Origin of the sequence: Chryseobacterium sp. SORGH_AS_0447 (assembly GCF_030818695.1) — a bacterium.
In the GTDB taxonomy this organism is placed as follows: domain Bacteria; phylum Bacteroidota; class Bacteroidia; order Flavobacteriales; family Weeksellaceae; genus Chryseobacterium.
Window position 1 is genome coordinate 4,085,413 of record NZ_JAUTAR010000001.1, and the last position, 23,806, is coordinate 4,109,218.

The following is a 23,806-nucleotide window of genomic DNA, read 5'->3' on the forward strand; positions in this document are numbered from 1 at the left end:
ATTTTAACTGGGATTTTCCTGATCAGCAGATCCCTGAATTCTTTTCATGATCAGCATTCGCAGCCGATCCTCGTGTTCATCTGCCCATTGTCCTAAAGCACCTACCAAAGGAATTAAGCTCTTCCCCAGCGCGGTAAGAGAATATTCTACTTTTGGCGGAACGACCGGATAAATAACTTTCGAAACCAGTTCGTGTTCCTCCATTTCTTTCAGCTGCATATTCAGAACCCTCCGCGTGGCATCCGGTATTTTCCGTTGTAACTCGCTCGGCCTTTGATGTCCCTGATCAATAAACCAGAGCAGACGGATCTTCCATTTGCCGTACAGTACTTCCCCGATCAGATCCAGACCGCAATTTAAGTTCGGTATTATTTTTCGCTCATACATATCACAAAAGTAAACGTATGTTCCGATTTGGGCAATAGGGGAATAATTTATCCCTATATGAATCGTAATTCCGTACTTGTGCAAACTGTTTTTATACCCCAATTTTGTCCTATAAACAATTCTAAAAAATGGAACAATTTAATTTTAACAATGAGTTATCAGGCAAGATTGCACTGGTAACCGGAGGTACAAAAGGAGCAGGAAAAGCAATTGCAGAAAGGCTGTTGCAAGCCGGCGCCACCGTTATCATCTCAGCCAGAAATGCCCCTGAAAACGAGAACAGCCGTATGCATTTTATTGCCTCGGATCTAAGTACAGCGGAAGGAGCACAAAAAGTAATCAGCGAAGTACTGTCTTCTTATGGCCAGTTGGATATTCTGGTCAACAACCTGGGTTCCTCTGCTACACCTGCCGGAGGCTTCCAGGCCTTAACCGATGAAGATTGGGAATCGACTTTACAAGCGAATCTGCTTGCTCCGATCCGGCTGGACCGGGGATTTTTACCCCAAATGATCGACCGGAAAAGCGGGGTTATCATCCACATCGCTTCCATACAGGGCAAACTCCCTTTGTACGATTCCACCTTACCGTACGCCGCCGCAAAAGCCGGATTGCGAAATTACAGCAAAAGCTTATCGAACGAAGTTACCCCAAAAGGTGTCCGGGTACTGACGGTCTCTCCGGGCTGGATCAATACGACGGCCTCGGAAGCCTGGCTCGGTGAAATTGCAAGAAATGCAAACAGTACCGTCGAAGAAGCCCAACAGGGAGTGATGGATGCCTTGGGCGGAATCCCCTTCGGAAGGCCTGCCGAACCGAAAGAAGTCGCTGAATTGGTTGGTTTTCTCGTATCACCGAGAGCAGGTTATTTAACGGGAACTGAATTTGTCATCGACGGGGGTACCGTGCCCACCGTGTAATAATTAAAAAAAAATAAAATATGAATTTACCTCAAGTGATCACCGATTTGGTAAAAGCCCAGGACGATTTTGACAGCGTTGCCTATGCGAATTGTTTTTCCGAGACCGCTGTTGTTTTTGATGAAGGAAAAACGCACCACGGAAAAAAAGAAATAGAACATTGGATCTCAGATGCTAACACCCGTTATCAATCGGTTATGAAGCCTTTAAGCTATGAAGAAAATGGAACGGAAAGCATTTTAAAAGCGGAAGTTTCAGGAACGTTTCCCGGCAGCCCGATTGTCTTAAGCTATCATCTGCAAATTAACAATGGCGCCATACAGTCATTGAAAGTTACGGGATAAAAAAACAGCTAAATTTTAGCCGTTTTTTTTCAATTTTTTTTGTTTATTACAATTGAGAATTTGCTATTATATTGTTGATGTATTTCATTTGTTACGCAATCTCAATCTTGTGGTAAGCCATCCATCGTTTCAGATTTCCAACCATTCTTTTTAGATGGTCTTCATTCAGGAAGATGTTCGTCCAGTAGTCAAACCGGTCGCACTGAACGCTGATGTAATAGGTCATGATGGCTAAACAGGCGAAGGGTAAGAATTCTTTTTCTTCGTTACTGATTTCAGTTACTGTTTCGTAACCTTTGATAAAACAGTCTGCTTTTGCGTGATACTCGTCTTCGTTTAAATGCGTGGTAAACAGCTGAAACAAGAAATAAGAAACATCAAAGCATAAATAACCGTTGCCACAGAAATCAAAGTCAAAAAAGGTGATTTCCTTTTCATCGTCAATATGCAGATTATCGAACCAGACGTCAAGATGAACCGCTCCGTATCTCATCTTTTGTGGGTTAATACGATCCATTCTCAACGTTAAAAATTCAGATAGGGTTTCTAAAAATTTAATCTCGCTGGTGTTTCGATGATAGAATGCTTTTGTTCTTGAAACAGGATTACTAAGCAGGTTCTCAGTATTGTAAGACATTCTTTTCAGCTTAAGGTTTTCTGTCGACTGATGAACTTTTGCCAACGCCTGCCCGATGAGAAAACTGGTCTCCTGCGAAAATTTTGCCGTTTTTATTCCCTTCGCATACGAAAACAGAACTCCGAATCTGGTCCCTTCCGGTGCTTCCATCTCCTGAATGAACTGTTTTGATTGATCCGCTATTGGAAAAGCAACCGGCCGGCCTGTTTCTTTTAAAAGGTTTAAAAGCCTCAGCTCTTCTTCAATTTCCAGCCTCGTCCGCCAATCATAGGTATACACTCGGAAAACATATTGATCTTCCCCATCCTCAACAATATATAAATGATTCATCGCAAGCCGGAATACCTTACATTCCGTTTTGTTGCTCAGTCCATATTGTTGTTGAATAAGCTGACCAAGTGCATGGGGTGAAAGCGTACTGTTGATGGCCGGAAATTTCTTTGTCATTCGTCCTTACTTTATGGCAGGTGTAAAGATAGGGAATGTGTTAAAAATTATTGATCACAATACTGGTTTTTTAAGTGTTTTGAAGGGATGTTTTGAGGAACGATTATATCATTTAAGTCCCGGTTTATTTTGCTTTTTTATTTGCTAATCTTCTCCAAATAATTTTTAATCGGTATAAATAATTGATCCTGACCAGAAATACAATATAACGCATTTTAAGCTACTTGTGAAAGTATAATATTTCAAAAATACAGTGAGTTCTAAGCGAATGGTTCAGGAATTACATAAAATACAAAGGCAAACAGCCATAAAATAATAAAATTAAAATACTCATTTTCAAAAGGTTAATTAAAAAATCAAAATTTATTTAATTTTTAGGTGCAAGGTTTTCGCAATTGCGCCATTTATTAAATGAGTACTCAAGATAACGACATTAATTAAAAATATTTAAACAATTCAAAATGAAAATTCTATCAATATCAAAATCTGTAGTGGCAATGTTAGCGTTAACAAGCCTTTTATTCATCTCATGCAAGAGAGATGATGACACTTATATCAAACCAACAGACGTTACAGCTGTTGGCGGAGAGTATTCAGGCGAAGTTACCGTAAAAGGTACCGCTACCACAAAATACCCTACTAAATTCAGTATTGGAGGCGTAGGGATAGATCTTTATCAGATACCGTTGAATGAAATCATGCCATTGGTTGTTAAGGATGCTACTCAGGCACAGGCCGCCTTAGCGAAAACACCTTATGGCCAACTTATCATGGATTATTCAGCTGTAGCCTCTGAATCCGGAATTATTAACGTTTTCGCAACCCCTGAACAGATGAAGTTTGATGTTCTTGAAAATGGAAAAACCAAAAAAGTGATTGTATCATTTAATGTTACCAATCAGCCGGTCTATACCAGAGCTACCAAGACGATTGACTTTGAAGTGCAGTCCACGCAAATTACGGTCGATGGCACTGCGGTAACCGCTGCACCTATTAATTATAAGTTTTTTCAATGCAAAAACCTAAGTGCTAAATAGTGATCATATATGACTATGCTACAGCTAATTTTGCATAGTCATATTGAACGTTCCAGTATTAACAATCAAAATGACAGAAAAAATGAAAAGAACTTTTTTATTAGCTGCCCTTGCAACAGCAATCAGCTCAAACATCACATTCGCACAAGCTAAACTTACTCAAAAGCCTTTAGCTGCGGCAAAAAGCCAAACTATAAAACAGGTAAGCATACCATTTAAAGAAGCAAAAAGTTATTTTACCAATAACAATGCTAAACCAGGTGTAGTCAAAATTGTAACCCAGGAGGCGTTTGACAAATACTTCGGTGCTGCTTCGACAATGAAATCTTCAGGGACGAAAATAGATTTTTCAAAGCAGATCGTATTAGCTGTTATCGGGCAGCAAAGTAAGAATATGGTATCGCTGGAAGCAAAATCAGTAACTAAAAAGGCAGACGGAACATTGGTGCTTCTTTACCGAAAGCATGTCGGAAAAAAACAGGGCTATAGCAGCCTTACAAGCCTTATCCTCATAGTGGACAAACAAACTGCAGGTCCGGGAGATCTCAAAGCAATAGAAATAAAGTGATTTAATTTGATGTGGTTATGAAGGGGACAAACATTCCAAGTGAATGTGTCCCTTTTTTTTCACGTTCAATTCTGGAAAAGAGTCTGTCCAAACTCTCTAATAAAAAAAGTTGAATTTTTATGAATTTTGCCACGTGTAACATAAACTTTACTATAAATGACCTAAATTTGTCATTAAAATTTGATGATGAAAAACCTATGCCTCCCAATCCCTTGAAAGTAGTTATTTCCGAAGAACAGGAATTGGTCAATGATCTTTTAAAGAAAGACAAAAATGCCTGGAAGTATTTCTATAATCTGTATGCAAAGGATCTTATCCGAATCTGCGGTCGTTATGTCAGCGATAGCGAACAGATCAATGATATCCTTCAGGAAGGATTTGTAAAAATGTTTCAGTCCATCGATAAGTTTGAGTATCGGGGAGATGGTTCATTGAGGGCCTGGATGACGAGGATAATCATCAATGAAGCACTTGGCTATTTGCGAACCTCAACTAAAAATATGGAAGAACCGGTTGATCCGCAGGAAATTCCGGATCATGAGGATGAATCTGATGAGCCTGAAATGCAAGATGTTCCCTCATCTGTTTTATATTCGATGATTCAGGAACTCCCTGTTGGATACCGGACTGTTTTTAACTTATTTGTATTTGAAGACATGGGTCATAAAGAGATAGCAAAACGACTGGGTATAGCAGAGGCATCGTCAGCCTCCCAGTTTCACCGGGCAAAAAAGATTCTGGCGAAAAAAATTACCGATTACAAACAAAGTAATGAAAGGCACTATGGACGATAAATGGTTAAATAAATTGCGGGAGAAGGTCAATGACCATGATCCGCAGTATAAAGATGATTTTTGGGAATCAATAGAAGAACGCCTTTTTCCTGAAGAGGATAAAAAACTGGCGCCGGTGAAGAAATTTCCGATTGCCCGGGTGATTACCTTTGCGGCATCTATCGCAGCATGCCTTTTGGTGATGTTCGTTTCCTATTTTCTTTTAAACGATAATTCTTCACCATCCGGTAAAAACCAGATAGCCGGAGCGAAGAAACCTGTTGATACATCTTCTTCACCTCAAAATGATGGGGCGGATCTTTTGACAAGTGAGCAGAACGACACACAGGTTGGCCAAACGATGCCTGAGCTTAGCGATCTGGAAAGTGCCAAAGAGCAGAGAAAAGCTGTTAAAATAAATTTGAAAGACCAGTTTGGCAGCAATCGCAAAGATGCTGATCAAAGTATAGCTGCCGCCGTACCGAAAGTTGGTACAACGGAACCGGTACTTTCAGACAACAACGTACTTCCAGATAACAAGGTACTTTCAGCTAACAATAATGCACCAAAGGCTGATGCGAACAGTTCCAACGGTATTCCGCAAATACTGAAACCAAACGAAGAAGATAATGAGCTCATCAAAAAGGAAAAACTTCTTGAGGATCTTACCATCAATAAAAAACTGATGGCCAAGGCCAAAAAGCCAAATATCCTGAAAGTATTAGGGGGGAGTTTATTATCTGCCGGAGTGATCCCTGGCGCAAGTTCCGTAGCCAATGGTTATGCCTCATTCGATAATATAGCCGCGGGTGCTGATTCAACCCACGTAATCGGACCCGGATCAGACCACTTATCGGATATTTTAGCCGGTAACCAGAATCAGCAGGTGAATTCAACCATCAGAAAAAACAAAGCATTATCTTTTGGAATATCTGTAAATACGGACATTTCAAAAAAATGGAGCCTAAGCTCAGGACTGTTTTATACAAAACTTTCTTCTGAGATTGAAGCCGGATCAGATGAATATAATTATTCCATCAAGCAGGTTTCCCACTATATCGGTGTACCTGTCCAGTTGAATTACCGCTTTATCAATAAACCAAAAGTTCGTGTTTACGTCGGTGCGGGCGGGCAGGTCGATTTCGCTGTGGCATCAAAAAGAACAAATAGCTATGAAGTGGCAGGAGCCAGTTTCTCCGATAACGATCCTTCCTACAAGCCTCAGAATGTCAGGTTTTCGCTTGCAGCAGCCCCGGGAATAGAATACCGTTTCAGCAAAAACCTGGGATTATATGTAGAACCGGGCATTAGATATTTCTTCCGTGAAAATAACTCCAACGAAGCGAATACGGAACGAAATCCTGCTGGCTTCAGCTTACGTACAGGACTAAGGTATACTATAAATGCTAAAGATTAGACATATGATATTTAATTACTGATTATCATAGATCATAAATACAGTAGAAGTTTTCTCAAAGGCGTAGCTTATTGTAAAAAAAATATTCTCTATTTATTCCTGGTAAATAGAGAATATTATGATCCATGAAGTATTTTACCTGGCTACTGAGGTTGCAATTGACGGTAGCTTATCCGGTTTAAATCACTTCCTAATTCCCATTCAGAGCTATATGCTGGCAATTCCCTGTCTTCATATGGTCTGAGCCAAATTTAAACCAGACGTCGTATTTAAGGTTTTATGAGTCTCCATTCTGATTTACTCTTCATATTTATTTATGAAGCTGATGATTTATTTAAATCGTATTCAGCATACTGTCATTTACCGAAATAGTAAAAGCAATCAAAATTGATTTCTAACTGATCTCATCCATCAACTATAGCTATCAATAAAGCCATAGATTTTTTATTTATAAAATTACCGTCACTTTTGGAAGTTATTTTTTCTATCACCTGTTTTTAAAAGGTTCTTATAGGTTGGATTAAATATAAAATCTCTGACGGATATTTTGCCATTCCATTTCTCTTCGCCAACTTATTTAAGTACCCTTCGACTAGATTATAAGTTCCGGTTTTCCCTACCCGAAAGCGATGCATACAATGTGATTAATGGTAAGTATTTAAAATTAATTAACTGCAAATCAATAATTTATTTAAATACCTATATTTTTCATGCAAGGTTTTTAAAAAGCTGCATTTATTAAATGAGTACTCAAGATAATTACATTAATCAAATCATTAATCACACACAAAAATGAGAATTTCAACAATATCAAAAACATTAACCGCAGTTCTGGCTATATCAGCTCTTTGTTTCACTTCCTGTAAAAAAGATACCTTTATTACCACGGACAATACACAGGCTGTAGGAGGCGAATATTCAGGAGAACTTAGTGTAAAAGGGAGTGCTATAAAAAAATATACTACCAAATTCAGTATTGGGGGCGTAGGCATAGAGCTGAGCCAAATCCCCCTGGACGAGATTATTCCATTGGTTGTAAAAGACAGTAAGCAGGCACAGGCAGCACTGGCTAAAACACCGTTCGGTTTGCTCACCATGGATTACTCAGCAGTTTCAATTGAGTCCGGAATAATCGATGTATATGCTACCCCGGAGCAAATGAAATTTGATGTCCTTGAAGATGGGAAAACGAAGAAAGTTGCTGTAACCTTTAATGTATATAAGCAGCCGGTATATAACGCTTATACAAAGTTGATCAACTTTGAGTTACAGGTTACTCAGATTTCCGTGGATGGAAAATCTGTAACTGCCGCTCCGGTAAATTTCAATTTCATTCAATGCAAAAATCTCAGTGCCAAATAGCATAAAGATCCTGAGAATACCCCATGCCGTAGTGAATGGGGTGCTTAACACTTTATTAGATGCAAAACAAAGCATCAGAAACAGCTAGCTGAGTTTACTATACTTAGCGTTTCAACCGGTAATAAAAAAGAACTACATATGAGAACTTACTGTATCCAGTCACTGGTATTTTTAATATTCATTTCAACAATGGCATCCGCGCAAAACACGGTTCTATATTATGACGTCATTCATCATGATAAGGTGGTAGGCAACACCGTTGTTAAAAAGATGGGTAATGATCAAAATTTTAATATCACGTTGCACTTCTCTGCAGATATTAATTTTCTTATTAAAAGAGTGGTCATTCAAGGTAAAGAACACGCACGGTTTGAAAATGGAATTTTGCAATATGGTTCCATATTTCGACAAGCCAATGATAAAATTAAAACCGACAAATCAATAAAACGCTTAGGAAGTTCTTACACGGTACATGATGGGAACCAGTCCCGCACAGTAGGGTTAGGAGAAATACACGATAATATGCTAAGTCTGCTGTTTAACGAACCCCAAAAAGTTAATGCAATATATTCCGATAACCAGCAGAAACTGGTCAATGTAAAAGAAACTTCTCCCCATCAATATATTATTCCGGGAAAAGATGAAAGCAGCAGTACCTATATTTTTCAAAATGGACAATGCAGCAGGATTATTATTAAAAGCGACCTGTTGACTTTACAATTAGTACGAAAATAAAAATCTGGTCGAGAACCATGCTAAGACTTCTGACATTGTTAAGAATAATTTCAGAGATAAGAATAATGCGCGCAAGAAAACCATCAACGTCTTAGCTTCGAATTTCTGCTTTACGGCTTTTTTCATTTTATTAAATAGGGTCTCTAGGACTAGATATCTGTATTAATCCTTTATCCTAATTAACCGTTACGAACTGTCGATCACTACACGATAATCAAATGTATTTGATTAATCTTTCCTGTAAACTGTCAAAACTAAACTTATGAATAAAACCAAAACAACTGCTCTTATTTTAGGAGCGCTATTTTTTGCATTCCATCTAAATGCGCAAAAAAAAGAATTTAAAAACGATTCAGAAAAAAGAAAGCTACAACACCTGCCAGATCCTATTCCTTTTAAGGTGGCCCACGGGTATTTTATTAATTATTCAGTTAAAGGTAAAATCACGGAATCCAAGGTTGAAACTCAGGCCCAGTTTGATAAAATATTTAGTTCCGCTGCAGTGATGGGTGAAGATGGACTACCTACTAAAATTGACTTTACAAAACAATACGTGATTGCCGTAGTGAAGCCAGATACCCAGAAAGAGACTAATTTAATTCCGTTAAGCCTCCAAGACAACAGGGATGGAAAAATAATATTTACCTACGGTGTTAAACTTGGAAAAATCCACTCCTACATTTCATCTCCTCTTTTGCTAATTATTGTTGATAAGGACCATAATGGAAATATTGTAATTAACGAAAAATTTGTTCGGTAATATGATACTCAATCTATCCAGAAAAAAAACGAGCTGTTCTTTATTTTTATTTTTTTCGCTAATTATAGCATGCTCACAGATAGCAGCATGTTCAGAACGTGAAGATCCATTTTTTCCGGAAAACGTACCCACTATTCCGGACAACAAAAAGGAATATACAGGTGTTATCGAATACTTTACCGATAAGGGTACCATTAACATTAACACTCTTGCAAATGCAAATTATCCCGGTAAAAATGAGTCTTCCCTGATCAAAAACATCAGCAATCCAAATTTTAGCTATTGCCACCCGGATGTGGAATATTTTCCCTCCGGATTCAACGGATATAAATACTGGATGGTCTTCACGCCATTTTTTGGCAGTGTGGGAAATGTAAAACTATCTACAAGATTTGAAAATCCTACAGTTGTTGTTTCAAATGACGGACGTAACTGGACCTGTCCCAAAGGTAATTGTGGCCCTATACAAATGGCTCCAAGCATTGGTGAAAGTTTCAGAGAGAGAAAAGGAGAGGAAGTTCAGGGGTTCTGGTCTGATGTAGATTGGAATTATGAACATGGAGAATTTTCGCTTTATTTCAGAGGCAGCATGATAAAGGCCCAGGCATTAAGGAAAAGAGGAGCAAAAAGCATCAACAATAGCAGAAAATTAATGAAGAATGCCCAACGCACCATTGTGCGCCAGACCTCTAAAGACGGAGTTTCCTGGACGCCAATGGAAGTTGCTTATACCAGCAATCCACCTTATTCGCCAAAAAACAACCATATCCTATCGCCATCTTTTGTGTATAACGGCAGTCAGTATATAAGCTTTGAAGTGGAGAATAATATCAGTTCCAATTTTCCCGGAAATAATCCTTCCTACGTCATCAGAAGAACATCCGCCAATGGTTTGGATTTCTCTGAATTTAAACAAAGTAAAGTGGTGAATTTTATAAATAAACCCTGGAAAAAAGACAATCCCCAAGATGCACCCTGGCATCTGCAGGCATCCTATGTGGATGGATATTATTTTTTATGCATTGCGGTAGGAGATGTGAAAAGGTATACCTCGGAAAGTCTCTATCTCGCGGTATCAAAAGATGGTCTGAATTTTAAAGTTTTCCCCAAGCCCATGGTAGAGCATAATGCCTACCGATCATGTGTATTTCCGATGCATAGCACTACTGAGCTGATAGATTTTGGCGCTGTAATCGGGTTTAAAAATGGTGTTTTTACCTACAGGGAATTTCATATAAACAAATCAAACCTTAACCAATGGATATAAATAAATCTGCTCAGAATAGAAAAGATTTTCTGGTATCAGTAGTCATGCCAATATTTAATACGAGTGAATTTTTATCAGAAGCAGTAAACAGTGTACTCTGTCAAAGTTTAGAAGATTTTGAACTGATTTTAGTAAATGATGGAAGTACTGATAATTCCGCGGATATCTGCCAGGAATTCTTGAGACATGACAAAAGAATAAAATATTTTCATCAAAATAATGCAGGAGTTTCGGCTGCAAGAAATCTGGGGCTCAGGCATGCTACCGGACAATACATCTTTTTCATGGATTCAGATGACACTATTGGTATAGAGTTTCTTGAAACATCATATGTTGTTTCCATATATCAAGACACTGACATCACTATATTGGGTAGTTATTTCTGTAATAGTAATGTTCCCATCCCTGCACTTCCGACCTGCGCTATGTTTTTAAAAAGGGATTTTTTAAGATCATATAAAGAGATCCAATTTCCAGAAGGTATACAACCGTGTGAAGATGGTTTATTTTCCCATCAATTACTTGCTTTAACATCCCGTATCGGTGAAAATCCAAACGCTATTTATCATCATAGAAGCCATGAGAATCAAAATCACATAATAATCAATGGAGACTGCGATAGTGTATTGATTCAGATATATCAATGGAGAGAAATTTTGGAAAAATTTTATATGAAATTTGATCTATATCCAAAAAAATACTTCCACTTAGCTCTTTTCATTCAGCACGAACCCTTTGAATTAAGGTATATAGGAATGCCGCTTGATAAAGGGCAAAAATATTTGTTGCATAACCTTATAAAATGCTGGATGTTCCCTGTTTTTCAAAATTTAAAGAAAGAAGAAATCAGAATGCTGTCAAAACCATTTTTATACTTCACCACCACTGATAGCCCTACTGATTTTGACCAATTTTTTGAAAAATACCGATATTGGAGAAGGATAAAAAAAGGAGTCTTTCAATTTTTGGTTCGCTTTATTGTTATAAAGAGCGTGAGAAGAAAGTTAAGGCATAAAATCAATGAAAATTTTAGAAAGGATGACGATCTTATTTATAGAGCATAAGCAGTTCTCCTAATGGCAGTGGAACTATACATCCTTAGTAAGTAAACGCAGGAGATCTCACACTCTACTTGTTTTTTCAGAGACATTCTTACTTTGGAAAATTTGTTAAAAGCTTAAAAAGAAATGAAGCGGCTGAAGGATCAGTCGCTGCCGAAAAACAAAATCAGTATGTAGAAAAGATAAAGGCTTTAAAAATAGCAAATTAAGAAGTATGACTGAATTTTAAAGTTTTCCCCAAGACCATGGTAGCATAACGCGTACCTATCGTGTGTATTTCCTATGAATGGCAATTCTCAGAAAATAGAATTTGGTGCAGTAATTGGGTTTAAAATGGCATTTTTACTTATCGAGAATTTAGTCTTAGTAAATCGTATCTTAATCTCTGCGTATAATGAAAATAATATCTAAACGAAAATAATTTTTTAAATATAGATTGTAATTCCGATAGTCATACAGGTAAATTTTATTTTACAATAAATACATTTGCAATAAAAGTTTAAATCTTAATAATATAAAAACTAAAAAGCACTTACAGTTGTAAGTGCTTTTCAACGTGGTCCCACTTGGGCTCGAACCAAGGACCACCTGATTATGAGTCAGGTGCTCTAACCAACTGAGCTATAGGACCGCAAAATTGGCTGAATTTTGTGACTGCAAAAATAACAAAATTTCCGGCATTACAAAATTTTTTATGGTTTTTCTTGGCACAATTCTACCAGGACGCCGTTGGTGGATTTCGGGTGAAGGAAGACAACGAGTTTATTATCAGCACCTTCTTTGGGTTCTTCAGAGATAAATTCAAAACCTTCTTTTTTCAGTCTTTGCACTTCGGCCGCAATATCTTCTACTCCGAAAGCCAGATGGTGGATGCCCTCCCCTTTTTTGCCGATGAATTTGGAAACCGGACTGTCTTCCCGGCTCGCTTCCAACAGCTCGATCTTGCTTTCACCGGCGGCATAAAAGGAAGTGGTTACCCCTTCCCGTTCCACCGATTCTTTTTTGTAGGATTCTTTTCCCAGCAGCTTCGCAAAAAGTTCGTCGGAAACCCCTAAGGATTGTACGGCAATCCCGATATGTTCTAATTTCATAAAGAATAAATAAATTAAGTCGTAATTTTGAGTCGGCTACCAGATTTCGGGGTACCAATTCAAACAAAAGTACTAAATTTGCAGAAATTATGGAAAGTAACAGACAAAGAAAAGTAGCCCAGATTATACAGGAAGATTTCGCAGAGCTTTTCCGCAAGCAGGCATCAGAAAGCAAGCAGAGCATTCTGGTATCGGTTTCGGATGTAAAGGTGACGCCGGATCTCAGCATTGCCAAGATTTATTTAAGCATCTTCCCGCAGGAACACCGTAAGGCGGTAATGAAAGAGATCGAGGAAAACAAGGCCCAGTACCGCAATTTTATCGGCCAGAAAATGGCCAAGCAGGTGCGCGTGATCCCGAATCTTAATTTTTACCTGGATACCACGCTGGACGATGTTGAAAAACTGGAGCGCGAACTGAGAGGCGAAGGCGATAATCCTATTTTGTAACCCTTGAAAAACATTGCCTTTTATATTGCTTCCCGATACCTTTTGTCAAAAAAAGGCAGCACGGCCGTGACCTTTATTACCTGGTTGGCGGTCGGTGCAATGACGGTAGCCGTTACGGCAATGTTTGTGATCATCTCCGTATTTTCAGGACTGGAAGATCTCAACAAGGACCTGATTTCCAACCTTCACGCCGACCTGACCATCAAAAGCACTTCCGGAAAGACGCTGAAAGACCTGGATCAGATCACTTCGGTTTTAAAAAACAACAATGAGATCAGCCATTTTTCCAGGGTCATTGAGGAAAAAGTCTACATCAGCTTTAACGGAAAAGGCGATATCGCCTATTTACGCGGCGTTGATTCGGCTTATACGACCGTCAACCCGATCAATAAAGAGATTTTTTACGGCGTTTATCCCAGCTTTAAGTATTCCAATGAAGTCCTGATGGAAAATTCACTGGACATCCGGCTGTCTGTTCCGGTAGCTACGGAAAACGGCTATGCCACGGTATTCATGCCGAAGCCGGGAACCGGGATCATCAACAAGGAAGAGGATATTTACAATAAAAAAGACATTTTGGTCACCGGACTTTTCCCCGGAAAAGACCAGCTCGACAATTACATCATCGCGCCGATCGAACTGACGCAGGAATTACTCAATCTTCCGAAAAATTCAGCCTATCAGATCGTGATCAGGCTGAAAAACCCTGAAAATGCCGATGCCGTAAAACAGCAGCTTACCACTTCTCTCGGAGGCAGCCTTACAGGTGAAAAGACACCTTCAGGAAAAGAGATCGAAATCAAAACCAAACAGGAAGAGAATGCCGCATTCTGGAAAATGATCAATACCGAAAAGTTATTTATCTATTTAATTTTTGCACTGGTTATTTTCATTACCACCTTCAACCTGGCAGGTGCCATCATTATCCTTCAGCTGGATAAGAAAGAACAGGCCAAATCTTTGGTCTCATTAGGTTTCCCATTAAGCCATCTGCGGCAGGTATATTTTTATACCGGAATCCTGATCGTCGTATTGGGAATCATTTCGGGGCTGATCCTGGGAACAGGCCTTTGCTACTTCCAGCAGTACACCGAATTCTTTAAAGCCAACGAAACCCTACCTTTCCCGGTAAAAATTGTCGGCCAGAATTACCTGATCGTTGCCCTTACCGCCTCCTTGTTTGGATTTGGTATTTCGTGGGTATTTTCAAAAATCAGCAGGGAGTATATTACTAAAAATTAACACGTTCCCGTGTTCGTTTTTTTGTACCTTTACGCCCCAATTTTTAAAAATGAAACGAAATCTATTCCCCTTTTTACTGATTTTTGCGTTTATCAGCACCTTTGCGCAAATTCCGACCGGTTATTATGACGGAACCGCAGGCCTTACCGGCGCTGCTTTGAAAACCAAACTTAAACAGATCATTACCAACGGACATGTAGACCATGGCTACGGTGGACTTTGGAACGGCTATCAGACCACAGACCGCGATAATATCGCGATGTCAGGTTATGAAAATGACAACACGATCCTGGACATCTATTCCGAAAACCCAAACGGTACCGATCCTTACACTTATAACTATCCAAGCGGACAATGCGGATCATACAACAGTGAAGGCGACTGCTACAACAGGGAACACGTTGTCCCTCAAAGCTTGTTCAACAGCAATGCTCCGATGGTTTCCGATATCAATTTTATCCGGCCTACCGACGGAAAGGTAAACGGGATGCGGTCCAACTTCCCTTACGGAAAAGTGGGCTCCGCCTCTTACACTTCCCAGAACGGATCAAAATTAGGGACTTCCTCTTCTCCTGGATATTCCGGGACGGTTTTTGAGCCGATCGATGCCTTTAAAGGAGACATTGCCCGAATGATCCTGTATTTTGTAACGAGGTATGAATCTCAGCTTTCCGGCTTCGGAACTGGAAATATGCTGGGCGGTTCGTCTTTTCCGGGATTACAGACCTGGGAGCTGAACCAGCTGCTGGCATGGCATGCGGCAGACCCGGTTTCCGCGACGGAAATTTCCAGAAACAACGCCTCGTATAATTACCAGGGAAACCGGAACCCGTATATCGATCATCCTGAATATGTAGCGCAGATCTGGGGTACACCGGTTGCCGATACCCAGGCTCCTACCGCTCCTACGAATTTAGCGACAAGCAATCCTTCTTCAAATTCCATTTCTTTAAGCTGGACAGCTTCTACGGATAATGTGGGGGTAACCGGTTATGATATTTATAAAGACGGAAACTTTTATGCAACCGTTACAGGAACAACCGCTACGGTTTCGGGATTGAATCCATTGACGACTTACAGTTTCTACGTAATCGCGAAGGATGCGGCAGGAAATGCTTCTGCAGCAAGCAACACCGCTCAGGGCACTACTCTTGCGGGAGGACAGCCTGGAGGAAGCTGTGGAACGGAAGATTTCTCCAATATTCCATCAGCAAGCTCTTCTTACACCACCCAGAACTGGACGAGTAACAACATCACCTGGACGGCTACTGATGCCAGAACCGACCAGAATATCAACGGGACCGGAGACAAAGCCATTACCATCAGAAACGGAAACTTAACAAGTTCTACCATTTCCGGAGGAATCCAGAGCTTGACGGTAAAAGCACAGTTAAAGTTTTCAGGTACCGCAGGTAACTTGGATCTAAAAATAAATGGTACGACGGTGGGTACAATTCCTTATTCCTCTACTTCAACCCAGTCATTTACCATTAACAATATTAATGTGAGCGGAAACGTTGTAATCAGCATTGTAAATCCTGTAACCGATAACAGAGTTGCCATTGACGATTTAAGCTGGACCTGCTACGGCGTTCTGGGAACGGCGGAAATTTCAAAAGATCAATCGTCTTTCAGCATCTATCCGAACCCGGTAAAAAACAATGAATTGTTTGTAAAGGGGGAAAACCTGAGCCGCATTTCGAAAGCGCAGATCTATGATTTCTCAGGAAAGCTGATTGAAACCTTTGAAAATCCTTTCAGACATTCAAATAAAATCAATCTTAAAGGTTTGGTTAAAGGAAACTACATCCTGAAAACGGATGTCTTCTCCGCGAAATTTATTGTAGACTAAGATTTAAGAAATATTTCATCCTGAAGACCGGTTTTTTCCGGTCTTTTTTTTATTTTTATCCTATGGATTCCAATAAAAAATTAGGGCTGATCGGGAAAAATATTTCCTATTCCTTTTCAAAAAAATACTTTGAAGACAAATTCCAGAAACTGATGCTGAAAGGCTATTCGTACAGCATTTTCGACTTACCGGAACTCCATGAAGTGGAAAATCTTTTTTCCAATCCCGAATTATTGGGATTCAACGTTACCATTCCGTACAAGGAAAAAATCATCGGATACCTGGATGAATTAAGTGATGAAGCGCAACAGATCGGCGCCGTCAACTGCGTCCTGATTGAAAACGGTAAAAAAAGAGGCTATAACACGGATGCATTCGGATTCGAAAAAACATTGATGCTCCATAAAAAGCCGCACCAGCATTCCGCGCTCATCTTAGGAAACGGCGGAGCGGCCAAAGCCGTAAAATATGTGCTGGATAAATACGGGATCCCTTCTCTTACCGTTTCCAGGACTACGGAGATCAATTATGAAAATTTGGATAAAGAAACCGTGGAACAGCACCAGATTATCATTCAGTGCACTCCGGTGGGTACGTTCCCGAATGTGGAAGACTGCCTGCATTTTCCTTTTGAAGGAATTACCAAAGACCACCTGATCATCGACTTAATCTACAATCCGAACTACACGAAATTCATCATCAATGCTTCCGAAAAAGGAGCAAAAACCGTGAATGGCTATTATATGCTCGAACAGCAGGCAGAAAAAGCCTGGGAAATTTGGAATTTTCAAAAAAAATAACTTAACTTAGTATTGTATTTGGCTTTTTAGCCATATATTTAGAGGATATTATAATGCCACTCACATAAACGATTTGCTATGATTACAGAAAACAATCTTTCTGAAAACGAGGAGAACAAGAACGACCAGGAAATCCCTCAGGAAAAAACATCAGAAAATGTCTCATCCCACGATGAAAACATTCCCCATGAAGAGCCGGAACATGAAGAAGAACATGCAGATGTGGAAATCTCTCTGGCTGATGCGCTGAAAGAAATGGAAAAAATCATCAATTCGCCGAATGCCGGTGAAGATTTTAAGAAATTCAACCAGCTGAAAGAAAAAGCAAGTCATTACATCCATGATGAAGTGGAAGATAAAAAGCATGAATACGTAGAAGCCGGAAATGCCCCTGAAAACTTCAGTTACGAGCATCCTTCCCAGGCGAGGTTCTCCGCTTTGGTGAATATCTTCAGAGAAAAGCACGACGATTACCAGAAAGGCCAGGAAGAAGAGCAGAAGAAAAATCTCGATCACCGCCAGAGCATTATCGAAAGGCTGAAAAACCTGTATACCAATTCCGAACCGGGTACCAACCTTTTCAAATCCATCCGTGAGATCAAGGAAGACTGGTCCAATGCCGGACAGGTGGCCAAATCGGAATTCAGAATCCTGAACAACAACTACTTCCATCACCTGAACCAATTCTATCAGATGCTGGACCTGAATAAAGAATTCCTGGAGCAGGAATACAGCCATAACCTGGAAAAGAGACAGCACATCATCGAGCGTGCCAAGCAGCTTGAACATGAGCCGGTAATCCAGAAAGCGCTGAATGAGCTTCAATACCTGCACAAGCTTTGGAAAGAAGAAGCTGAGCCGGTAGCAGAAGAATTCCGTGAAAAGACTTGGGAAGAATTCAAGGAAATTTCCAACAAAATTCACGAAAGAAAATCCGAGCTTTCAGCAGCCATCGAGACAGAACAGGCCGGTAATCTTGAAAAGAAAAACCAGATTATTGCGGAGATTAAAAAACTGTCTGAGCCTGCGGAAAATCCTAACCACAACTACTGGCAGAACGCCATCCGAAAAGTGGAGGATCTCCGTACCGAATTTCTGAAAACCGGAAGTGTTCCGAGAAAGCTTTCCAACCAGAACTGGAATGACTTCAAAACTACCCTTAGAAATTTCAACACGACAAAGAATACCTATTATAAATCGTTAAAAGGATCTCAACAGGCCAACCTGGAAGAAAAATTAAAGCTCATCCAGACGGCAAAAGACAACCAGAACAACGAAGAATGGGATATCGCCGTTCCTTTATTTAAAAAGCTTCAGGAAGACTGGAAGAAAATCGGACATGTTCCGAAGAGCATGACCAATAAAATCTGGGACGAGTTCCGCGATGCCTGTAACGCGTTTTTCAATAATTACCGTGAAAAGAGCAATGCTTCTACCGACAACTGGAAAGAAAATTACAAGCAGAAGAAAGCCATCCTTGAAGAGCTGAAAACCGTAACCAACGAAGACGGCAGCATCGAAAGGATTGAAGCCATCAAAACGGCCTGGAACAACATCGGGAAAGTGCCGAGAGACAAAATCTCCATCAATACCGAATTCAACAAAACATTGAGAGAGAAACTGAAGCTCAACAAAATCAATGAATTTGAGCTGAAAGAAGAAGGTCTTTCTGAAAACCAGTTGACTGATAAGGCCAGAAAAATGAAGAGCCAGATCTCTGATCTTGAAGCCGAAATCGTGAAGCTGGAAAACAACCTGGCATTCTTCAAAAACCCATCCAGAGAAAACCCGCTGCTGAAAGATACGTACAACTCCATCGACGAGAAAAAGGCACACCTGGAAAACTTAAAACAAAGTCTCCACACCATTATTGCAGGAGAATAAAAAATAATCTTAAATCTTAAAAGCGGAGCAAAACATTTGACTTCGCTTTTTTCATGAGTATGCAGGACGAATTTTATATCAAAAGAGGAATTGAGCTGGCCCAGAAAGCCCTGGGCAAGACCTATCCCAACCCTTTGGTCGGAAGCGTGATCGTACACAACGGTAAAATCATCGGGGAAGGCTATCACTATAAAGCTGGGGAAAACCATGCGGAAATCAATGCCATCGAATCGGTGGAAGACAAATCCCTGATTCCGGAATCTACGATTTATGTTACACTGGAGCCTTGTGCGCATTACGGAAAAACGCCGCCGTGCGCTTTAAAGATAAAAGAACTCGGCTTCCGTAAAGTGGTGATCGGAGCCATGGATTCCCATGACAAAGTAAACGGAAAAGGAAAAAAAATCATCCAGGATGCCGGGATCGAAGTAGTGTCTGGGATTTTAGAAGAAGAATGCATCAAGTTGAATAAAAGATTCTTCACGTATCATGAAAAGAAGCGGCCATACATCATCCTGAAATGGGCACAGTCAGCCGACGGTTTTCTTGATAAAAATTTTCAACCCACGGCAATTTCCAATTCGTTGGTGAATCAGTTCGTGCATCAGCTGAGAGCCGACGAACACGCGATCCTGGTAGGAACCCAAACCGCTTTGAATGATAACCCGAGCCTGACGGTGCGAAATGTGAAGGGCGTAAATCCGGTAAGAATATTAATTGATTTTGATTTGAAAGTCCCTTCGAATTTCAGCATTTTTAATCAGACGGCGAAAACCATCGTTATCAATTCCGTAAAGGAAGAAACTCATGAGAATATTCATTTTATTAAGATTAAAAAAGAGAATTTCCTTCAGGAACTGATGGACGCTTTATACAGAGAGCAGATCCAATCCGTGATTATTGAAGGCGGAAGATTTACCCTCCAGCAGTTCATCGACGGAGATCTCTGGGACGAAGCGATCATCATTAAAAACGAAAACCTCAGGCTTGAAAATGGGACTGAAGCACCTCAATTTACCGGCAGGAAACCCTTACGCACAGAAGATTTCAGAGACAACAGTATTGAATTTTATCAATATCAGACAACATAACAGATTCATTATCAAAACATAAATTAACAAATACATGATAATTTTTCACTGTTGTTTGAAATTAATTAAGTAACTTCATGATCCATTTAAACCAATACATCATGAAAAATTTAAGAAAATTATCAAAGAAAGAATTAAAATCCGTAAACGGTGGAATCCAGACCTGCGATCAGTATTGCAACCCGGAATCTTACAGATGTTGTATTCCACGAAAGGCATATTATTGCGCTCCCATTGGCAGCCCATGTCGATAGAGCGGAATACTTGGCTGATCCGATGGAATCAACTTGGATAAGCTAAAAAATGAAAAATTACAAAAAAGAGAGCTTTAACAGTTCTCTTTTTTGTTTAGGCCTTTCAATTAAAAATTTTACCTTTGAAAAATAATTCTAAAATAACAGGCAGAAGCATTTTCCTCATTACCTATGTTCAGTTTTAAAACGATAGAATCTCCGGTTGAAAACACCTTATTAAAAGAAAAGGGAAGCAAGTTCATCGGCTTTGCCTTTCCGGTGAACAATGAAGAAGAACTTAAAAATGCTTTGGAAAAGATCTGGTCCGAACATCCGAAAGCAACGCATCATTGTTACGCTTTCAGAATAGGACTGAATGGAGAAAACTACCGTGCCAACGACGACGGCGAGCCATCCGGAAGTGCTGGGCTGCCGATTTACAACCAGTTATTGGCCAATGAAATCACCAATGTCCTGGTGATTTCCGTACGCTACTATGGCGGAACAAAACTCGGAGTTTCCGGTTTAGTAAAGGCTTACAAAGAATCGGCTAAAATCACGCTGGAAGAAGCCCGGATTATGACAAAGGAACTGGAAACCGTAGTACAGATCAGTTTTAATTTTAATCAGCAGAATGTAATTTTCACTCTGCTGTCGAAGTACGATGCAAAAGTTCTACAATTCGATGCCAACGAAAACTGTATCGTGACGGCTGCTTTAAAGCTTTCCCAAAAAGAAAGCATCTCGGAAAAACTTTCCGAGATGCATTATGTTTCATTTGAATTTACAAATTAATTCCTTCTTCCTCCCATCAGTAAGGAAACGAAGTATAACAACTGGACCAGTGATCCGATCGCAGCCACCACATAGGTTCTGGCCGCCCATTTCAGGCTGTCCTTTACGCCGACATATTCCTCTGAAGTTACGGTTCCCGTATCTCTGAGCCACTTCATTGCTCTGTTGCTCGCATCATACTCCACAGGAAGCGTTACGAAAGCAAAAAGTGTTGTTAACGCGAACATAATAACACCAATCGTCAGGATCAGCTTATTTCCGCTCATTGCCATCACCAGGATACCGCCCATGATAACAAACTGCATCAGGTTTGAGCTGATGCTCACTACCGGTACCAGTTTTGAACGCAATTGTAACATTGAATATCCTACTTTATGCTGTACCGCATGTCCGCACTCATGAGCCGCAACAGCCGCTGCCGCTGCATTTCGCTGCATGTAGACTGCTTCAGAAAGATTTACCGTTTTATTTTCAGGATTGTAATGATCTGTCAACTGCCCTGGAACCGACATTACCTGTACATCGTTGATTCCGTTATCCCTCAACATCTTTTCCGCCACCTCCTTACCAGAAAGCCCGTTTCGGAGATGCACCTGCGAATAGTGCTCAAATTTTGATTTCAACCGCCAGGAGACATACCAGCTCACCGCCATTGAAATGATTATGATTAAATAATAACCGCCCATCTATAAACTTTGTAATATATTTTTTCAACCGAGATGATGTAAAAACTGTGCCAAAGTTTTATATTAATTTATTTATATTTGTCCTATAATTCCCCTAGAAAATCATGTCAGAAATTTCAGTTATTGAAGTAAAAAGTGCTGATCAGCTCAAGCAGTTTGTAAGATTTCCGATGGATCTGTATAAAAACAATCCCTATTATGTCCCTTCTTTTGTGAATGAGGAAATCAACATCTGGAATCCGGCAGAAAATCCCGCAATGGAATACTCGGAGGCAAAACAATTTTTGGCTTACAAAGACCGCGAGCTTGTGGGCAGAATTGCTGTAATGATCAATCATAAGGAGGAACATGAACTAGGGATCAGAAAGGTACGTTTCGGATGGATCGACTTCATTGATGATGAAAAGGTTTCAAAGGCCCTGATCCAGAAAGTAATAGAATACGCCGGAGAAAAGAACATCGGGAAAATAGAAGGACCGATGGGGTTCACGAACCTGGATAAGGCCGGAATGCTGACAATGGGCTTCGATAAGCTGGCCACAATGATCGGAATCTACAACCATGCCTATTACCCGGAACATCTGGAAAAACTGGGCCTGACCAAAGAAAAGGAATGGGTGGAATTCGAGCTGCAATTCCCGGAAGTATTGCCCGACAAGATACACAAATTCAATGAGTTGATTTCCCAGAAGTACAAACTGAAGGTATTGGATTTCAAGTCGAAAGAAGAGATTATTGAATATGTGGATCCGATGTTTGACCTGTTGGATGAAACCTATAAACATCTGTCCACTTACACTCCGATTTCGGACGAACAGCGGAAAACATACAAAGAGAAATATTTTAAACTCATCGATAAGGATTATATCGTCTGTGTTGCCGATGATACGGACCAGCTGGTGGCTTTTGCTATTACCATGCCTTCCTATTCCAAAGCGTTGCAGAAATCCAAAGGAAAGCTGCTGCCCTTCGGATGGTGGCATTTTCTGAGAGCCGGAAAGAAAAACGACCGGGCGAATTTTTACCTGATCGGGATCCATCCGGATTATCAGAGAAGAGGCGTTACTTCGATCATCTTTAAGGAAATATGGAAGCTCTTCCGCAAAAAGGGCGTAAAATACCTTGAAACAAACCCTGAACTGGAAGAAAATAAAAGCGTTCAGCTGCTGTGGCAGGACTATGGTCCGGTGAACCATAAGCGAAGAAGAACCTATTCCCTGGAAATTAAATAATTCCCTCCTCAAAAAGTAGACTTATCAGAAATTCTAAGATATGAAACCACACCTTATCGTTTTCGGAATTTTAATTGCCGGATTTATTGCGTACAACTTATTTTTCCAGGCTGCGGACGAACGAACGAATACGGCCATCAACATCATTTACGCCAGTGTGCTTTTTGCTTATATTTCATTTATGGCCTACTCGCTCCTCAGAAAAATGAAGAAATAAGCGTTATTTTTACTGATTCTAAATTATACGTTTCATCCATTTTCCAGCCACATTTAACCTCATAAATTTCATGCTTTCTTGTTTATTCGCTAAATTTGCAAATTGAGATAATAATGCAAAAATGAATTTACCTGAAAGTTATATTCCAATCCTTTTACAGGCAGGTGTTGCGATAGGTTTCGTAGCCATTTCTTTGCTTGGAGCGCATTTTTTAGGTCCGAAACAGAAAAAAGGAAATTCTGTGAAGAACCAGAGCTGGGAATGTGGAGTCCCGGTAGAAGGAAATGCGAGAACACCGTTTTCCATCAAATACTTTTTAACAGCGGTATTGTTCGTATTATTCGATATCGAAATCGTATTTTTTTACCCGTATGCGGTAAACTTCAGAGAATTCGGAATGGAAGGATTCCTTGCGGTACTTACCTTTGTAGCCATCTTTTTCATGGCATTTTTCTATGTATGGAAAAGAGGAGCACTGGATTGGGATAAGTAGAGGAATAGAAATTGTAAATGACTGTT

The 23,806-nt window shown here is 40.0% G+C and carries 26 protein-coding genes and 1 tRNA gene; 22 read left to right on the top strand and 5 right to left on the bottom strand.

Translation table 11 applies throughout. The features are described from left to right. Nucleotides 1-3: 3 nt before the first annotated feature. Nucleotides 4-387, bottom strand: a complete 384-nt coding sequence (locus QE422_RS18550; RefSeq protein ID WP_307461624.1) for a helix-turn-helix domain-containing protein — start codon at nt 385-387, stop codon at nt 4-6. Between the two features lie 128 nt (nt 388-515). Between QE422_RS18550 and QE422_RS18555 the strand changes: the two genes are divergently transcribed. Next, entirely contained in the window at nt 516-1,307 is a 792-nt protein-coding gene (locus tag QE422_RS18555) for an SDR family oxidoreductase (protein ID WP_307461625.1), read from the top strand. Nucleotides 1,308-1,327: 20 nt separating this feature from the next. Further along, entirely contained in the window at nt 1,328-1,651 is a 324-nt protein-coding gene (locus QE422_RS18560) for a nuclear transport factor 2 family protein (RefSeq protein WP_307461627.1), read from the top strand. A gap of 91 nt (nt 1,652-1,742) precedes the next feature. Here QE422_RS18560 and QE422_RS18565 read toward each other — a convergent pair whose 3' ends face one another. Next, a complete protein-coding gene (locus QE422_RS18565; protein ID WP_307461628.1) occupies nt 1,743-2,735 on the bottom strand; it encodes a phosphotransferase in 993 nt (330 codons plus the stop codon). 461 nt (nt 2,736-3,196) lie between these two features. Between QE422_RS18565 and QE422_RS18570 the strand changes: the two genes are divergently transcribed. The 9 genes from QE422_RS18570 to QE422_RS18610 all read left to right on the top strand — a co-directional run bounded on the left by QE422_RS18570 (nt 3,197) and on the right by QE422_RS18610 (nt 11,718). Further along, entirely contained in the window at nt 3,197-3,772 is a 576-nt protein-coding gene (locus tag QE422_RS18570) for a DUF4840 domain-containing protein (protein WP_307461630.1), read from the top strand. An 82-nt stretch (nt 3,773-3,854) separates the two neighbouring features. After that, the gene (locus tag QE422_RS18575; RefSeq protein ID WP_307461631.1) at nt 3,855-4,340 is read left to right on the top strand and encodes a hypothetical protein; all 486 of its coding nucleotides are present in this window, start codon (nt 3,855-3,857) and stop codon (nt 4,338-4,340) included. A 167-nt stretch (nt 4,341-4,507) separates the two neighbouring features. Then, nucleotides 4,508-5,134, top strand: a complete 627-nt coding sequence (locus QE422_RS18580) for an RNA polymerase sigma factor (RefSeq protein WP_307461632.1) — start codon at nt 4,508-4,510, stop codon at nt 5,132-5,134. Then, nucleotides 5,124-6,530 (top strand): porin family protein, encoded by a 1,407-nt coding sequence (locus tag QE422_RS18585; protein ID WP_307461634.1) that lies wholly within the window; start codon nt 5,124-5,126, stop codon nt 6,528-6,530. The genes QE422_RS18580 and QE422_RS18585 overlap by 11 nt, the downstream gene beginning before the upstream one ends. A 792-nt stretch (nt 6,531-7,322) precedes the next feature. Beyond that, nucleotides 7,323-7,892 (top strand): DUF4840 domain-containing protein, encoded by a 570-nt coding sequence (locus tag QE422_RS18590; protein ID WP_307461635.1) that lies wholly within the window; start codon nt 7,323-7,325, stop codon nt 7,890-7,892. A 189-nt stretch (nt 7,893-8,081) separates the two neighbouring features. Then, nucleotides 8,082-8,627, top strand: coding sequence for a DUF6134 family protein (locus QE422_RS18595; protein WP_307461638.1), 546 nt, complete (start codon nt 8,082-8,084; stop codon nt 8,625-8,627). A 262-nt stretch (nt 8,628-8,889) separates the two neighbouring features. Continuing rightward, nucleotides 8,890-9,387 (top strand): hypothetical protein, encoded by a 498-nt coding sequence (locus QE422_RS18600; RefSeq protein WP_307461640.1) that lies wholly within the window; start codon nt 8,890-8,892, stop codon nt 9,385-9,387. Between the two features lies 1 nt (nt 9,388). After that, nucleotides 9,389-10,654, top strand: a complete 1,266-nt coding sequence (locus QE422_RS18605; RefSeq protein ID WP_307461643.1) for a hypothetical protein — start codon at nt 9,389-9,391, stop codon at nt 10,652-10,654. Continuing rightward, the gene (locus QE422_RS18610) at nt 10,645-11,718 is read left to right on the top strand and encodes a glycosyltransferase family A protein (RefSeq protein WP_307461646.1); all 1,074 of its coding nucleotides are present in this window, start codon (nt 10,645-10,647) and stop codon (nt 11,716-11,718) included. The genes QE422_RS18605 and QE422_RS18610 overlap by 10 nt, the downstream gene beginning before the upstream one ends. Nucleotides 11,719-12,272: 554 nt before the next feature. On the opposite strand, the gene QE422_RS18615 is transcribed toward QE422_RS18610, so the two are convergent. Continuing rightward, nucleotides 12,273-12,346, bottom strand: a tRNA-Ile gene (locus QE422_RS18615). Nucleotides 12,347-12,407: 61 nt separating this feature from the next. Next, nucleotides 12,408-12,806 (bottom strand): methylmalonyl-CoA epimerase, encoded by a 399-nt coding sequence (gene mce, locus QE422_RS18620; RefSeq protein WP_295222142.1) that lies wholly within the window; start codon nt 12,804-12,806, stop codon nt 12,408-12,410. Between the two features lie 89 nt (nt 12,807-12,895). Between mce and rbfA the strand changes: the two genes are divergently transcribed. The 8 genes from rbfA to QE422_RS18660 all read left to right on the top strand — a co-directional run bounded on the left by rbfA (nt 12,896) and on the right by QE422_RS18660 (nt 21,152). Then, nucleotides 12,896-13,255, top strand: coding sequence for a 30S ribosome-binding factor RbfA (gene rbfA / locus QE422_RS18625; protein WP_307461649.1), 360 nt, complete (start codon nt 12,896-12,898; stop codon nt 13,253-13,255). Nucleotides 13,256-13,258: 3 nt separating this feature from the next. Next, nucleotides 13,259-14,497: an ABC transporter permease gene (locus QE422_RS18630; protein WP_307461652.1), complete on the top strand. Its 1,239-nt coding sequence runs from the start codon at nt 13,259-13,261 to the stop codon at nt 14,495-14,497. 49 nt (nt 14,498-14,546) lie between these two features. Next, nucleotides 14,547-16,349, top strand: a complete 1,803-nt coding sequence (locus QE422_RS18635) for an endonuclease (protein ID WP_307461655.1) — start codon at nt 14,547-14,549, stop codon at nt 16,347-16,349. A 62-nt stretch (nt 16,350-16,411) separates the two neighbouring features. After that, nucleotides 16,412-17,149, top strand: coding sequence for a shikimate dehydrogenase (locus QE422_RS18640; protein WP_307461659.1), 738 nt, complete (start codon nt 16,412-16,414; stop codon nt 17,147-17,149). A 78-nt stretch (nt 17,150-17,227) separates the two neighbouring features. Then, entirely contained in the window at nt 17,228-19,033 is a 1,806-nt protein-coding gene (locus tag QE422_RS18645) for a DUF349 domain-containing protein (protein ID WP_307461661.1), read from the top strand. Nucleotides 19,034-19,092: 59 nt separating this feature from the next. Continuing rightward, entirely contained in the window at nt 19,093-20,124 is a 1,032-nt protein-coding gene (ribD, locus tag QE422_RS18650; protein ID WP_307461663.1) for a bifunctional diaminohydroxyphosphoribosylaminopyrimidine deaminase/5-amino-6-(5-phosphoribosylamino)uracil reductase RibD, read from the top strand. Nucleotides 20,125-20,274: 150 nt separating this feature from the next. Further along, nucleotides 20,275-20,424: a hypothetical protein gene (locus QE422_RS18655; protein ID WP_307461666.1), complete on the top strand. Its 150-nt coding sequence runs from the start codon at nt 20,275-20,277 to the stop codon at nt 20,422-20,424. Nucleotides 20,425-20,549: 125 nt separating this feature from the next. After that, complete coding sequence (locus QE422_RS18660) at nt 20,550-21,152, top strand: YigZ family protein (RefSeq protein ID WP_307461669.1); 603 nt, start codon at nt 20,550-20,552, stop codon at nt 21,150-21,152. Here the strand turns inward: QE422_RS18660 and QE422_RS18665 are convergent. Continuing rightward, on the bottom strand, nt 21,149-21,838 hold the full coding sequence (locus QE422_RS18665) for a zinc metallopeptidase (protein WP_307461672.1): 690 nt from the start codon (nt 21,836-21,838) through the stop codon (nt 21,149-21,151). The two genes, QE422_RS18660 and QE422_RS18665, sit on opposite strands and share 4 nt — an antisense overlap. 104 nt (nt 21,839-21,942) lie before the next feature. Between QE422_RS18665 and QE422_RS18670 the strand changes: the two genes are divergently transcribed. The 3 genes from QE422_RS18670 to QE422_RS18680 all read left to right on the top strand — a co-directional run bounded on the left by QE422_RS18670 (nt 21,943) and on the right by QE422_RS18680 (nt 23,780). Continuing rightward, nucleotides 21,943-23,070 carry a GNAT family N-acetyltransferase gene (locus QE422_RS18670; RefSeq protein WP_307461674.1) on the top strand — a complete coding sequence of 376 codons (1,128 nt, stop codon included), beginning with the start codon at nt 21,943-21,945 and terminating at the stop codon, nt 23,068-23,070. A gap of 40 nt (nt 23,071-23,110) precedes the next feature. Next, on the top strand, nt 23,111-23,287 hold the full coding sequence (locus tag QE422_RS18675) for a hypothetical protein (protein WP_307461676.1): 177 nt from the start codon (nt 23,111-23,113) through the stop codon (nt 23,285-23,287). Between the two features lie 121 nt (nt 23,288-23,408). Continuing rightward, on the top strand, nt 23,409-23,780 hold the full coding sequence (locus tag QE422_RS18680; RefSeq protein WP_100378322.1) for an NADH-quinone oxidoreductase subunit A: 372 nt from the start codon (nt 23,409-23,411) through the stop codon (nt 23,778-23,780). Nucleotides 23,781-23,806: the final 26 nt, after the last annotated feature.

Bases quoted from the DNA above. Each gene is read 5' to 3' on its own strand.
- QE422_RS18560 (WP_307461627.1), top strand. From the start codon at position 1,328: ATGAATTTACCTCAAGTGATCACCGATTTGGTAAAAGCCCAGGACGAT.
- QE422_RS18605 (WP_307461643.1), top strand. From the start codon at position 9,389: ATGATACTCAATCTATCCAGAAAAAAAACGAGCTGTTCTTTATTTTTA.
- QE422_RS18675 (WP_307461676.1), top strand. From the start codon at position 23,111: ATGAAACCACACCTTATCGTTTTCGGAATTTTAATTGCCGGATTTATT.
- QE422_RS18635 (WP_307461655.1), top strand. From the start codon at position 14,547: ATGAAACGAAATCTATTCCCCTTTTTACTGATTTTTGCGTTTATCAGC.
- QE422_RS18600 (WP_307461640.1), top strand. From the start codon at position 8,890: ATGAATAAAACCAAAACAACTGCTCTTATTTTAGGAGCGCTATTTTTT.
- QE422_RS18575 (WP_307461631.1), top strand. From the start codon at position 3,855: ATGAAAAGAACTTTTTTATTAGCTGCCCTTGCAACAGCAATCAGCTCA.
- QE422_RS18665 (WP_307461672.1), bottom strand. From the start codon at position 21,838: ATGGGCGGTTATTATTTAATCATAATCATTTCAATGGCGGTGAGCTGG.
- QE422_RS18595 (WP_307461638.1), top strand. From the start codon at position 8,082: ATGGCATCCGCGCAAAACACGGTTCTATATTATGACGTCATTCATCAT.
- mce (WP_295222142.1), bottom strand. From the start codon at position 12,806: ATGAAATTAGAACATATCGGGATTGCCGTACAATCCTTAGGGGTTTCC.
- QE422_RS18645 (WP_307461661.1), top strand. From the start codon at position 17,228: ATGATTACAGAAAACAATCTTTCTGAAAACGAGGAGAACAAGAACGAC.
- QE422_RS18660 (WP_307461669.1), top strand. From the start codon at position 20,550: ATGTTCAGTTTTAAAACGATAGAATCTCCGGTTGAAAACACCTTATTA.
- QE422_RS18670 (WP_307461674.1), top strand. From the start codon at position 21,943: ATGTCAGAAATTTCAGTTATTGAAGTAAAAAGTGCTGATCAGCTCAAG.
- QE422_RS18640 (WP_307461659.1), top strand. From the start codon at position 16,412: ATGGATTCCAATAAAAAATTAGGGCTGATCGGGAAAAATATTTCCTAT.
- QE422_RS18550 (WP_307461624.1), bottom strand. From the start codon at position 387: ATGTATGAGCGAAAAATAATACCGAACTTAAATTGCGGTCTGGATCTG.
- QE422_RS18585 (WP_307461634.1), top strand. From the start codon at position 5,124: ATGGACGATAAATGGTTAAATAAATTGCGGGAGAAGGTCAATGACCAT.
- QE422_RS18565 (WP_307461628.1), bottom strand. From the start codon at position 2,735: ATGACAAAGAAATTTCCGGCCATCAACAGTACGCTTTCACCCCATGCA.
- QE422_RS18680 (WP_100378322.1), top strand. From the start codon at position 23,409: ATGAATTTACCTGAAAGTTATATTCCAATCCTTTTACAGGCAGGTGTT.
- QE422_RS18590 (WP_307461635.1), top strand. From the start codon at position 7,323: ATGAGAATTTCAACAATATCAAAAACATTAACCGCAGTTCTGGCTATA.
- QE422_RS18570 (WP_307461630.1), top strand. From the start codon at position 3,197: ATGAAAATTCTATCAATATCAAAATCTGTAGTGGCAATGTTAGCGTTA.
- rbfA (WP_307461649.1), top strand. From the start codon at position 12,896: ATGGAAAGTAACAGACAAAGAAAAGTAGCCCAGATTATACAGGAAGAT.
- ribD (WP_307461663.1), top strand. From the start codon at position 19,093: ATGCAGGACGAATTTTATATCAAAAGAGGAATTGAGCTGGCCCAGAAA.
- QE422_RS18610 (WP_307461646.1), top strand. From the start codon at position 10,645: ATGGATATAAATAAATCTGCTCAGAATAGAAAAGATTTTCTGGTATCA.
- QE422_RS18555 (WP_307461625.1), top strand. From the start codon at position 516: ATGGAACAATTTAATTTTAACAATGAGTTATCAGGCAAGATTGCACTG.